Annotated in this window: 15 protein-coding genes; 7 read left to right on the top strand and 8 right to left on the bottom strand. The window is 64.2% G+C overall.

Annotation, left to right across the window (positions count from 1 at the left end):
• Positions 1–89: 89 nt before the first annotated feature.
• The gene (locus tag VFZ66_13510) at positions 90–299 is read right to left on the bottom strand and encodes a hypothetical protein (GenBank protein ID HEX6290205.1); all 210 of its coding nucleotides are present in this window, start codon (positions 297–299) and stop codon (positions 90–92) included.
• A 203-nt stretch (positions 300–502) separates the two neighbouring features.
• Between VFZ66_13510 and VFZ66_13505 the strand changes: the two genes are divergently transcribed.
• A complete protein-coding gene (locus tag VFZ66_13505) occupies positions 503–745 on the top strand; it encodes a hypothetical protein (protein ID HEX6290204.1) in 243 nt (80 codons plus the stop codon).
• Between the two features lie 105 nt (positions 746–850).
• Here the strand turns inward: VFZ66_13505 and VFZ66_13500 are convergent, their stop codons facing one another.
• Entirely contained in the window at positions 851–1,648 is a 798-nt protein-coding gene (locus tag VFZ66_13500) for an integrase core domain-containing protein (GenBank protein HEX6290203.1), read from the bottom strand.
• A gap of 602 nt (positions 1,649–2,250) precedes the next feature.
• Positions 2,251–3,012 (bottom strand): DUF72 domain-containing protein, encoded by a 762-nt coding sequence (locus VFZ66_13495; GenBank protein ID HEX6290202.1) that lies wholly within the window; start codon positions 3,010–3,012, stop codon positions 2,251–2,253.
• A 275-nt stretch (positions 3,013–3,287) separates the two neighbouring features.
• Between VFZ66_13495 and VFZ66_13490 the strand changes: the two genes are divergently transcribed.
• The 3 genes from VFZ66_13490 (at position 3,288) to VFZ66_13480 (ending at position 5,100) form a co-directional block, all read left to right on the top strand.
• Positions 3,288–3,716, top strand: a complete 429-nt coding sequence (locus VFZ66_13490; GenBank protein HEX6290201.1) for a ParA family protein — start codon at positions 3,288–3,290, stop codon at positions 3,714–3,716.
• Positions 3,717–4,442: 726 nt separating this feature from the next.
• A complete protein-coding gene (locus VFZ66_13485; protein ID HEX6290200.1) occupies positions 4,443–4,661 on the top strand; it encodes a hypothetical protein in 219 nt (72 codons plus the stop codon).
• Complete coding sequence (locus VFZ66_13480; protein HEX6290199.1) at positions 4,642–5,100, top strand: type II toxin-antitoxin system VapC family toxin; 459 nt, start codon at positions 4,642–4,644, stop codon at positions 5,098–5,100. Before VFZ66_13485 ends, VFZ66_13480 begins: the two co-directional genes overlap by 20 nt.
• Positions 5,101–5,498: 398 nt before the next feature.
• Here the strand turns inward: VFZ66_13480 and VFZ66_13475 are convergent, their stop codons facing one another.
• Positions 5,499–5,789: a hypothetical protein gene (locus VFZ66_13475; GenBank protein ID HEX6290198.1), complete on the bottom strand. Its 291-nt coding sequence runs from the start codon at positions 5,787–5,789 to the stop codon at positions 5,499–5,501.
• Here VFZ66_13475 and VFZ66_13470 point away from each other — a divergent pair.
• Entirely contained in the window at positions 5,777–6,010 is a 234-nt protein-coding gene (locus VFZ66_13470) for a hypothetical protein (protein HEX6290197.1), read from the top strand. The genes VFZ66_13475 and VFZ66_13470 overlap by 13 nt on opposite strands.
• 57 nt (positions 6,011–6,067) lie before the next feature.
• Positions 6,068–6,589: a hypothetical protein gene (locus VFZ66_13465; protein ID HEX6290196.1), complete on the top strand. Its 522-nt coding sequence runs from the start codon at positions 6,068–6,070 to the stop codon at positions 6,587–6,589.
• An 87-nt stretch (positions 6,590–6,676) separates the two neighbouring features.
• Here the strand turns inward: VFZ66_13465 and VFZ66_13460 are convergent, their stop codons facing one another.
• The 4 genes from VFZ66_13460 to VFZ66_13445 form a co-directional block, all read right to left on the bottom strand.
• On the bottom strand, positions 6,677–8,068 hold the full coding sequence (locus VFZ66_13460) for a hypothetical protein (protein HEX6290195.1): 1,392 nt from the start codon (positions 8,066–8,068) through the stop codon (positions 6,677–6,679).
• A 285-nt stretch (positions 8,069–8,353) separates the two neighbouring features.
• Entirely contained in the window at positions 8,354–8,491 is a 138-nt protein-coding gene (locus tag VFZ66_13455) for a hypothetical protein (GenBank protein HEX6290194.1), read from the bottom strand.
• A gap of 205 nt (positions 8,492–8,696) precedes the next feature.
• Positions 8,697–8,891 carry a hypothetical protein gene (locus VFZ66_13450; GenBank protein ID HEX6290193.1) on the bottom strand — a complete coding sequence of 65 codons (195 nt, stop codon included), beginning with the start codon at positions 8,889–8,891 and terminating at the stop codon, positions 8,697–8,699.
• 136 nt (positions 8,892–9,027) lie between these two features.
• The gene (locus tag VFZ66_13445) at positions 9,028–10,674 is read right to left on the bottom strand and encodes an MBL fold metallo-hydrolase (protein HEX6290192.1); all 1,647 of its coding nucleotides are present in this window, start codon (positions 10,672–10,674) and stop codon (positions 9,028–9,030) included.
• Between the two features lie 408 nt (positions 10,675–11,082).
• Between VFZ66_13445 and VFZ66_13440 the strand changes: the two genes are divergently transcribed.
• Positions 11,083–11,288 (top strand): hypothetical protein (locus tag VFZ66_13440; GenBank protein ID HEX6290191.1); only part of this gene is annotated, 206 nt, incomplete at its 3' end.

Here is an 11,288-nt window from a genome sequence, read left to right as displayed (position 1 = left end):
GGGACCAGATGGTGCGAGTCGTACCACGCCCGCCAGGGACCGGCGTGGCAGGCGACCGCCAATCCAGGCTTGCACACCTGCTACCACCGTCAACGGTCGTGATCGCTGACGCGACGCTGCGCGCCGTTGACGGCGATGCCCGCAGGCGTGACTCGTCGCCGGTAGGGTCGCTGCCCGACCCCGGCCCTGGCGGGAAGCCCCGGCCCAACCACCAGAGCAGCGCCCGCCGCCCAGGACAGCCGGGAAACGCCGCCCGACCGACGAGGAGACAGCAGGAGAGTGTAAATAGTTACCGTCACGATCTACTCGTTTTCCATTGTACGATTATGTCTATTTACATCAATATAACCACAAGTAACCGTCAACGAATTTCAGCGAGAACGCACGGAAACACTTGACAGCTCCTCTCATTTCTGCTATACTACCAGTACCAAAAAACAAAGGCCCGCACAGTGTTGATCCCACTGTACGAGCCATATCCAACACAACGGAGGTCGCCGTCATGTTGACTCCCACGATTGTACCACCCCACGCGCCCGCATTCAATCCCCCGACCAGCCTTGCCGCTGAGATCACCATCGCCGAAGTCCACTCCCTCGCCCTCGAACTCTGCGCCGCCGAAGGCTTGACCTACAGCAACGCCCTGCGCCTGGCCACCGACGATCTCGACTTTGTCCTGGTCTATGGCGAGTCCTGGGACCGTGCCGCATTCCTCGCCGGCAACGACGACGCCATGCCCTTCTAATCGCAGCCGTTGGGCGCTCCCCCCACGCCCACGACCATCGAGGGAGACACGCACCTATGAGCACCAACACCTGTATGGGTTTCTCACATCGGCTCTCGCCCGGCTTCAGCACCTCGTGTCTGCTGGTGACGTCCCCGCCTGTCTGCGTCGGCGGTCCTGCCACCGACGGCGTTCATCCCGCCGTGCCTCCTGCACCAACTGCTCCATCCACGGGCTAAAGGCCAGACGCTGGCCCACGAGACCTCTGACCGGCAGCCGTTTGATCGCCTGCTGCTGGTGATAGACCACAAATTCCCCTGCGGCCGCATCGATTTCGAGCCGGACATCCTGCCCCCGGAGCGTCTGGCGGATATAATAGGGTGTCTCGGCCACCGACACCGTGCCGTTGGCATTCACGCGGCGGGTGGAGGAGCGACCATGCAGCGCCGTGCGCCACCGATCCGGGTCGATCTCCGCTGGCACGGCGGGCAAGGTCGGCAGTGTGGGAAAGGCACTGCGTGGGGGCTGATTCTGGCAGCTTAGCCCCTGGTGCGGGCGCGCTTCAGTATAGAAGCGCTGGAAGTGGCTGGTGATCGTGCGGACCGGATCTTCCGTCTGGGGCTGATCGACCGGTAAACATTCCTGCTTCAGGGTGCGGTGATAGCGTTCGACAAAGCCATGCTGCTGGGGGTGGTGCGGCAGACAGCCCTCCACCTGGACCCCGCGACAGAGCCAGCAGCGCAGAAAGGCCGAGGGGAAATCGCGCTGGGCAGCGCTACCGACAAAGCGCGGATCGCGGTCAACGGTGACCTGCTGGGGGAGGCCATGGTCGTGCACGAGCTGCGCGACCGCTTCGAGCGTCGTCTCGGCGACGAAGTCGCTGCGCACCTGGGCCGCGCGCAGGATCGACGTACCACTATCCACGGGGTTGAGGATTTCAACGACATGCTGGCGTTGGCCATCCGGGTCAGCAGGAACGGTCGAGGCATCCTTAAAATCGAGTTGCCAGGCGGTGAGTGGCGCTGGGTGATCGAGTGGCTCCTTTGGGTGCGGCACGCGCGGCAGGATGCGCCCGTATGGGCGTAAACTGCGCCTACCCCCGGAACGGAACCCCTGTTCTACCCAGCGCACTGAGCCAGATGAGGCGCTCTACACGATCGCTCACGCGGCCCGAACATCACCATCTTTGCCCATGCCCCACCCTTCCCTCACTGGACGCGCTTCCACTGAGCAGCAGAAGTCAAGGGCCGCACACCTTCACACGCACGTGATCACTCACTTCACCAGCACCAATTGCCGATCCCTCGGCATCCTGCATCTCCTACAGCAGCTGCGTCGTCTCCAGCTGCGCCAAATCCTCGCGCAGTCCCTCCGTGAGCAACAGATCGCGATCCGGCGTGATGATCAGCAGCCGGAAAACGGGTGGCTGCTCCAGGAGCTACCCATCGCGGAGCGTGCGCCCATACCGATGCGCCTGGTCGTCCTACCCTCATCGGGAGGCACCTTTGTCCTCACCGATCGTGATCTCAACCGTTGAGCAGGTTGTGGAGCGTGCGTGCATTGTGAACGGCATGGCCATAGCCATCATTGTTGAAGTACACAAACACGGAACGACCTTGCCCCATCCATTCGCGCAGCCGTTCCGCCCACCAGCGCAGATCGTCATCCGTGTACGAGCCGGTGTACAGGCGATCACGGTCCGGCCCATGCAGCCGAACGTACACACAGAATGCCGTCGCCCGCAGGATACAGGGCAGCCCGGCACCACTCATCACACAATATGCTGCACCCCATTGCTCAAGCAGGTCGAACACCGCCTCATGATGCCAGCTCACGTGCCGGAATTCGAGTGCTACCTGGAGGCCAGGCGGCAGTTGCTCGAGAAAATAAGCGAGGCGGGCGTGATCATACGCCAGATCGGGTGGGGTCTGCACAAGCAACACGCCACGCTTGTGTCCCAGGAAGCGGAGACTACGGTTGATGCGGAGCAGCCAGGCTTCGGGCGCGTAGAGCCGCCTGCCATGCGTCAGCCCACGCGGCGCTTTCACCGACAGGCAGAAGGTGTGCGGCACCCGCCGATACCAGCTCGCGAAGACATGATCCGCCGGCCACTGATAGAAGGTGCTATTGACCTCGACCGTTTGGTAGTGCTGTACATAGTAGGCGAGCCGCTCGCGCTGCGGCACCCCAGGCGGATAGAGCACCCCGTGCCAGTGATCATAGCTCCAGCCCGATGTCCCGATGTACGCGGTCATGGTCAGTGTGCCCCCCAAGGTCGCCACCAGCACGACCAATCCCCTCCTGCCGGAATGGGTGCAGTGTAGCATACGACCAGGTCGAAGCATTTGAACGCGTGCCGCCGCAGCGGGGAACCACCTGCCAGAATACCTGCCAACCACCGGAGGGCAGCGGAAGCGCCATTCCCTGGACGCGCATCTCGCGCGCAGCACGGCCAGGTGGGGTGTCTTCCGCGCGCCAGATCCTGTACTATAATCTGCACTGAGCAACCATCGTGGCGGAGTGGACCCTGATCACCAGTACGCCGACCAAAGGAGGGCGAGACGTGGCTCACACAATTGCTATCGCGTGCCAAAAGGGTGGCGTTGGGAAAACCACCACCGCCATCAATCTATCAACGGCGCTCGCCCTTGCTGGTCGCCGCGTCCTCGTGGTAGACCTCGATCCCCAGGCGAACTGCACGGCGGGGTTTGGGCTGCCCATCGAGCGAGGCTTCGACATCTCGCACCTGTTCGAGGATATGATCCGCCAGGCGGAGCCACGGATCGGGCAGGTGCTCACCCACGTCCCGGGACTCCCACCGCTTCCAAACAGGATGGCACCGAAGCTTGACCTGATTCCGGCAGGCATGAGCCTGGAGCTTGCGGCAGACACGATGCAGGCCGTTTCACTTGGCCGTGAACTGTTCCTTGCCAACATCCTTAAGCTCATGCACGATGCGTATGAAAAGTGTCCACAGGTTAGGGCCGCCTAGCGGCGGCGCTTCCAGCGCCGCATTGGGCAGCAGCTCGACGCGCAGATCCGCTATCCTAGAGCTATATCCGGGTTCACCGTGGAGGCGTGATCCTCAGTTCGTTGGATGTCTGGCGGCCTTCGGATCTTTGATGCAGGCCCAGGTAAACGGACCGACCACCCCATCAACATCCAGGCCATTCTGTTGCTGAAATGCTTTTACCGCACGCTCGGCCTCTGGTCTAAACCAGCCATCCGCCCCATCGTTCGGCAGGGCATACCCAAGCGCCAGTACACGTTCTTGCACGAATCGTACGCGCGCCCCATGCATCCGATTGGTTGGCTTTGAATAGAGGAGCGGTTCAGCAAGATCACGTTTGCTCGTGTCGCACCCCATCACCTGTGGTGGAGGTGGAACGAGGGTCGCTTGGATGGGGTAGTGGTGGATAGCGCAACGGCAAACTCCGCCGTCTCAATCGCTGGTTGTTCGACTACCTGGGTCGCCTTGACCGACGTGTCGCCGACGCTGCGCCCTTCTTGGAGACCCGTCTTGGCCTCATCGGTGAGCCGTCCTAAGATATATTTCGGGATGTGCCGAATCAGCTTGCCGCCTGGGCCGAGCCGTCGGCAGCGCGGGGCCACCCTCGGCAGCGCTTGACACCATCCCACCATTCTGCCATACTCCTCATCAGAGGATATCCAGACCTGCCGCCAAGCAGGGCGCGCCACGCGCTCTAGGGGGATCGCGATGCAGACGATTGAGACAACCGCCACCGTCACGCCCGATGGCACCTTAGTGGTCGCTGTGCCACCGACGGTTACGCCCGGTCCCCATCGCGTGGTGATCGTGATCGAGGAGGCACTGCTGGACACCACCCCGCTTGCGCTTCGACCGATTCCGCTCCCCACCTGGCCGCCGGATGCCACCTTCCGCCGCGAGGAGGTGTATGGCGACGACGCCCGGTGAGCTGTTTATCGACACCAACATCTGGCTCTACGCCACCAATCCGCAGTCTCTGTGGCACACGTTAGCGACCCAGACGCTCCAGCAGTTCCACACGGCGGGTAGCACGCTCGTGACCAGCCCGCAGGTGCTGCGCGAATACATCGCCGTCGCGACGCGGCCCGGGGTCGTACAGGCCGCCCCGGTGCTGGCCGACATCCTCGCCAACATTGCCTTGATTCGCGCCCGCTGCCGGATGGTGGAGGAAACCGCGAGCGTCGTCGATCAGCTCATCCAGGTGCTGGCAACCACGCCCACCGCGCAGCGGCGCGTGCATGACGCCAACATCGTGGCGACGATGCAGGCCGGCGGCGTCGCCCACCTGCTCACGCACAACACGGCGGATTTTGCGCCCTACGCGCACCTGATCACGATCGTGCCGCTGGTGCCGCCCACGATGTAAGCATGGGCGAGGTAGGCAGGTCGGTGGAGCCGCGACCAGCACCGGGCCGGGGCATGTCAAGCGTCGTGCGTCTGATACCTGCGCCGAGTCCAGACACCAAGACTCTGGGTGCTCGGATACCGACGCATAGCGGCTGACTGAGCACCCCACGAACTGCCCGCATCGCTCAACGATCCCGGCATCACGACGCGGCCAGCGCGTCAGCATGCCGGTTCACCCCAACCACCGGCATGAGCCGATGCACATCCTAGGCAGGACGTGCGCTGCCCCGCGCTCATAGCTCGCGCCTGGGCCGAGCCGTCGGCAGAGCGGTGCATCTGCTTCACACGCACGTCATCCCACCCCACCCGCCAGGGACCGGCGTGGCAGGCGACCGCCGTCCCAGGCTCGCACGCCCGCTACCAGACGCAACGGTCTCGATCGCTGGCGCGACCCTGCGCGCCGTTGCGCCCGGTGCCCACGGCGTGCCCCGTCGCCTGTACGGTCGCTGCCCGGCCTCGGCCCTGGCGGGCAATCCCGACGCTCCCACGACAGCAGCGCCCGACGCCCAGGAACGCCGGGAAGCCGCCGCCCAGGATCACTACGAGTTGATCAAAGCCCAGGCCGAGCAGCGCATCATCGAGGCCGCAGGTGGCGCGAAAACCTCGGAGCCAACGCGGAGGATCGGAGCCGGGCCTTGCTGCTGGCACCTGTGGAGGATGCCGCCTACACGGAAGCGCTCATGCTGTGGCGGCACGCCCAGGCCGAGGTCGATCGCTTCCAGGCCGACGTGGACGACGCGATCGACCAGCGCCGCACGCTCGACCGCCAGCGCCGCGACCGAGCGAGCGCCGCCATCGAGCAGCTTGCGCTGCTGCCCGCCGAGCGCATGCCGCTTGCGCTGGCCCCCGAACTCACCCACGCCGTCTAAAGAAACCGCGCGATCGGGCGCGCGTCCTGCGCTCGATCCATCGTCTGGAGGAGCAGCATGCACCAGAGCGACCAGCCACAGGAGCGCACGCCGACGACCGTGCAAACGAAGCCGATCCGCCGCAGTCCGCTAGAGTTCGGGCGCTGGTACACCAAGAACGCCTTTGAAAAGCACTATCAGACGAGCCGTTGGTTGCACGTCGTCGTTATCGACGGCGGCAACGTGCGCGTCCGGGTCCGGCCCTACGACCTGCACACCCTGCTGCGCACGCACAAAGATGCGTATGTTCACTTCGTTTGGAACGACCAGCCGCACCAGCGCGAGCAAAAGGTGATGGTCAAAGGCCGTCGCAGCGCGGAGCGGTTCGTGACGATGCCGACGACCGACCCACCGTACACCACCGTCAAGCTACGGATCTGCTACGCGCGGACGCCGGAGCGGGATACCGAGATCATCTTGCACGACGGGTACGGCCTGCCGGAGATTGACCGCTGGTGGGCGCGGGCCAGCGGCTCTACCATCCGGCTGCCGCTCCCCGCCGAGGCGCAGCCGGAGATTGAGCGCGAGGCCGCTGCCTGATGGCGATCTGCGAGAATCCTGGCTATGCACGGTGTGTCGCCCAAGCATACCAGGTTGGGCGACGCACGATTGGTACCGGGGGCGCGCCTACCGGTGGAGCTGTCGAATGATGGCGTTCGCCTGCGCCACGAGCGGTTGCGCCTGGGCCGCCGAGAGCACCCCACTTCGCTGGAATGCTTCCACGTGATGCACAAAGGCATCCAGTTGGTTCGCCGCCACCTTTGGCTGGCCGCGCTCCAGGCTCCGCAGCGCCGCATCGAGCTTGACCGTGAGCGCGTTCCCCTGGCCCTGGTTGAGCACCCCGGATGCGACGAACTGCTGCACGTCGGTCTTGAGCGCGTGAACCTGCGCGGCTGGCGTGGGCGGTGTCAGCGTCCACAGCACGGCATGTCGTTCGCCGCTGGTGGTTAGGCTACCACCTACGATCTGCCGCTGCTCGTTGATCGCCACGGCGTAACTCCAATTGCCGCCCAAGGTTCCGAGGTCCGTCATCACCCCATTGTGCCAGAGGAAGGCATGTCGCTCGCCGTTTGCCGTGTCGCTGTAGCCCACCACTTGGCCCTGCCTGTTGATCGCCGTGGCATGGCTCTCATTGCCGCCCAAGGTACCCAGGTCGGTCATCACCCCGTTCTGCCACAGGAAGCTGTGTCTGTCACCGTTCGCCGTGTAACTGGTGCCGATGACTTGACCGTGGTCATTGATCGCGGAGGCGTCACTCCCAGCCCCCCCCAGTGTCCCGAGGTCGGTCATCACCCCGTTCTGCCACACGAAGGCATGGGTTTCCAGGGGTGCCGCGTAGCTGTTGCCGACGACCTGGCCCTGATTGTTGATCGCCACGGCGGAACTGCCGCCGCCCCCCAGGTCGCCGAGATCGGTCATCACCCCGTTCTGCCAGAGGAAGCCGTGGTACCCGCCTGGTGCATCGCTCGTTCCCACCACCTGGCCGTTGTCGTTGATCGCCATGGCGTAGGTGATTCCACCACTAGAGGTGAGGCTGCCCAGATCCTGCATGACCCCGTTCTGCCACACGAAGGCGCGGCGGTTCCACCAGACGCCCGGTGACATGATGTTCCAGCCGACGACCTGGCCCTGATTATTGATCGCGTTGGCGTGGCTGCCGCTTCCCAGGGTGCCGAGGTCAGTCATCACCCCGTTCTGCCACAGAAAGCCGTTACCGTCACGCCACCCGACGACTTGGCCCTGGTTGTTGATCGCCGCGGGGAGGGTCCAACTGCCGAGGTTGGTCATCAGCCCGTTCTGCCACACGAACCCATACGGTCCACCGGTTGCGGTGTTGCTGATGCCGACGACATCCCCCTGATGGTTAATCGCCGTGGCCTCGCCATAGGTGCCCCCCAAGGTGCCGAGGTCCGTCATCGTGATGGGAGGTGGTAGAGTCTGCCCAGCGGCGAGGGTCGGCAGCAGGAGCAGGAGCAAAATCACCAGGGATCGGGCGTGGGACAGGAAGAACGTTCTCATATCAGCCTCCTTTGCATCGACGTGCGGTCGGTGCGGAGGGATGGTCAGGGAGCAACGGGGGAGGGCGCATGCGGGGCACGATGGGGACGCGGGGGCCATCCCGAGCACCAGGCTACACCCTGGGCCGTTCGGGAGCAGAACGATCCGATTACCGCAGGGAAGGGTTTGACCACACTTCAGGGGCGAGCGTGCGCTGACGATGCGCCGCTTTCAACCGTGGGGGCGCGGTGCTGATACCCTGGAGTCGTGCGGCACGGGCTGGGTCGGCTGCATCTCGTTGCAGCGTCAGGTGTGATCGGTCTGGTCCAGCGCGGTGACGGTTCGGGCCAACTGGATGAGGAGCTTGGCCGCCAGCACCGGATAGGCCAGCACCTGCACCACCTGATCGCCATCCACGAGCACGGTCCCCTGGTCCGTCAACACCACACCGAGCCGTATGATTGTTTACGTATAGCTGTCCATGAGATGACCGGTGATTTTTCCTGATTCATGCGTTTGTATCCATGTTTCGTCGTGAATCAGCTCTGTTGTGGGGCAGATCCGCCCGATGACATGCCAAAACGTGGGTTCATGGAGCATGACGTAGGGGGTGTTCCTGCCATTCAATCGACAGATATATGGCAAGTTCTTAATGGCTCGGTCTGGTCAACACCTGCAGCTGCTGCGTCACTTGCCCAAAGGTGGCGACCACGCCGAGCGTGCCATCGGGCAGCCGGACCAGCGCTCCATCGCCCGCACTGCGCAGCGGTTCCTGGCCTTCCGTGCCCATCGCTCGGAGCCGCAGTTCATCCAGCGGGGCTAGCGTCAGCCGCTGTCGTGGCATACCTCCTCCCATCTGATCCGCATAGTCATCGTGTCAGCAGCCTCTGGAGGCAGGCCGCGCGTCCCACCGACGCTATGGCGCCCGTGCCGACCTGCCAACTCGTCGCGCCCGCTTGCTACTCGTGAACCACGCACGATCAAGAGCCGACACCATCCGCCGATGCAACTCCACCCTGATCATGCATCGTTGCTGCGAGCGTCAGCCGTCGGCTGGTCCGCCAGTCGGTCGTCCCGGTGCCCCAGGCGACTTCGACCGCGCCCCACCGGCTGCGTCCCGTCAGCGTCCCCACGTTCCCCGCTGCGTCGTGCACCCGCTGACCTGCCGCATGCACCAGCCGCAGGTGGTGCGCGAATCCAGGGTTCTTCTCTAAGACCGTCGCCCGATCGCGGGGGGTCCATACCACTCCTGCGCGCTGCCAGAGCATTTGGCCGTAGCTGAGCGACGCCAGGCCGAGCGCGAGACGCGCATCCGCCGTTGCGTAGGACGCCGCCAACTCCGCAAATGTCTGCGGCTGGTGCTGCCTGGCATCCCAGAGGGCAACGGGATCGATCGGCTCGGTTGCAAGCTGCTCGCGCCACTGCCGCAGCCGGGCTTTGACCTCAGTGGGTTCGTGCGTGAGTAGCTCCGGGCGGTCGATCCCCGGCACGATCTGCACGACGCCGAGCGGGTGCGTCGTCCCTTTCCACCCCTCGGCGATCAACTCGACCGTAGTCTCGACCGGCGCGGTCAGGAGCGCCAGGTGCGGCTCGCCCTGCCCGTTCGCCGCCTGCACCAGCACGATCGCCCCCGGCTGAAGCGTCGCCAGCGTGGCGGCCAGCGCCGTCCGCTGGGCTACCTCAGCGGCCAAGCGGGGAATATACGTGCGTTGCGCACCGAGCCGCTGCGGGCGGAAGTAGGCGTCTGCGCCCAGCAGCGCTTGCTCGACGACCGAGCGCAGTGCCGGGGTATAGGCCGCGCCGTAGTAGTGCTGCCCAAGCTCCACCGCCATCCAGGGCCGAGGCGCTGCCCCCGTCGCCTGCACCGCCGCGTAGAGCGCGGCAGGCGTGGGTGGCTCCACGACTAGCGGCGCAGGAGGCACCACCGCCGGGGGAGTCGGTGCGCTGGTTTCCATGCGGCGCCGTTCCGTCCGCACCGTCACCACCTCACCACAGGCCGGGATCGCCACCGCAGACCCGCGCAGCCGAGCCGCAAGCGCGTCGAGGGCCGTCGGATCGCCATGCACCAGCACAACCTGACGCGGGCGGACGTTGGTGATCAGATGCACGATCTGCTCGGCATCCGCATGCGCTGAGAGGTTGTAGCGCTGCACCTGGCATGCCAGCGTCACCGACTCGCCGTTGAGCGTGACGGTATCGCCCTGCTTCGTCCGCAGCAGCGCCGCGCCGGGCGACTCCTCATCTTGATAGCCGGTGAAACAGATCGCGTCCTGCTCATACGCCGCGAACGCGCAAGCGTAGAGCGGCGCGGGACTACCGCTGAGCATCCCCGACGATGATACCACGATCGCCGCCGTATATCCGGCCAGCAGCGCGGCCCGCTCTCCCTGGCGCACCGCGAAGACCCGCAGCGACGGATCGGCAAAGAGTGGGCGGCGCGCGTTGCGGAGCTGGTTTTGCAGCTTGGGGTGCAGATCGTGGACCTGGGCCTGGTAGGTATCGCACACGGCGCGGCACATGCCGTCGATAGAGATCGGCACGGGCGGGAGGTGGCCGCTGGTGCGAAAGGCTTTGAGGATCAGCACGATCTCCTGGGCGCGGCCCACGCCGAAGGCCGGAAAGAGCACGCGGCCCCCCGCGCCGACGATCGCCTGGACCGTCTCGACCAGGCATCGCTGATCGGATCAATGCTCGCAAATAGTCTGCTTGTCTTAGGCCTAGCGTTTTTCTTTGGGGGCATCAGGAATGGACGACAACAGTTTCATGCTACGGTACCTCGTGTCATCGCAGCGTTAACGCTTTTGACGATCTGCGCCTTCACTCTTCCAACCCTCATGCACCAATTGACTACCCCTGGCGCACCATACACACATGTGGTGCGTATTGTTGAAGCTGTTGTTTTACTTATCGTGTTTATTCCGAGCATACCATTTTCGATAACTGAAGAAACGGACCAAGGATCTACAATGCTCGGTCCAACCTGGCCCTCCTGGGTAGCGTGCACAGTTTTAGTACTCGCTAATGGTGGAGCCGTGTTGGTCGCTGATTGGTTTGTAGCAGCCCTAGAACCGGCGATTGGGGTACTCCGACTCTCCACAACGTTTACCAGTGTCGTCGTTGTGCCCATTGTAAGTAACGCAGCCCCCAATTTTGTTGGTATCGCATTGGCCTACAAGAACGAACCCGATTATGCGATGAAGGTAATCCTCAACAGCGCGGTCCAAGTGGTGCTGACGGTGAT

The sequence above is a fragment of the Herpetosiphonaceae bacterium genome, assembly GCA_036374795.1.
In the GTDB taxonomy this organism is placed as follows: domain Bacteria; phylum Chloroflexota; class Chloroflexia; order Chloroflexales; family Kallotenuaceae; genus LB3-1.
The sequence above is the reverse complement of the archived record's forward strand: the minus strand, read 5'-3'. Positions and strand labels throughout refer to the sequence as shown.

What these genes read in the sequence shown, in the direction of transcription:
- VFZ66_13465 (HEX6290196.1), top strand. Translation starts at nt 6,068, where the DNA reads ATGCACCAGAGCGACCAGCCACAGGAGCGCACGCCGACGACCGTGCAA.
- VFZ66_13505 (HEX6290204.1), top strand. Translation starts at nt 503, where the DNA reads ATGTTGACTCCCACGATTGTACCACCCCACGCGCCCGCATTCAATCCC.
- VFZ66_13450 (HEX6290193.1), bottom strand. Translation starts at nt 8,891, where the DNA reads ATGCCACGACAGCGGCTGACGCTAGCCCCGCTGGATGAACTGCGGCTC.
- VFZ66_13460 (HEX6290195.1), bottom strand. Translation starts at nt 8,068, where the DNA reads ATGAGAACGTTCTTCCTGTCCCACGCCCGATCCCTGGTGATTTTGCTC.
- VFZ66_13485 (HEX6290200.1), top strand. Translation starts at nt 4,443, where the DNA reads ATGCAGACGATTGAGACAACCGCCACCGTCACGCCCGATGGCACCTTA.
- VFZ66_13480 (HEX6290199.1), top strand. Translation starts at nt 4,642, where the DNA reads ATGGCGACGACGCCCGGTGAGCTGTTTATCGACACCAACATCTGGCTC.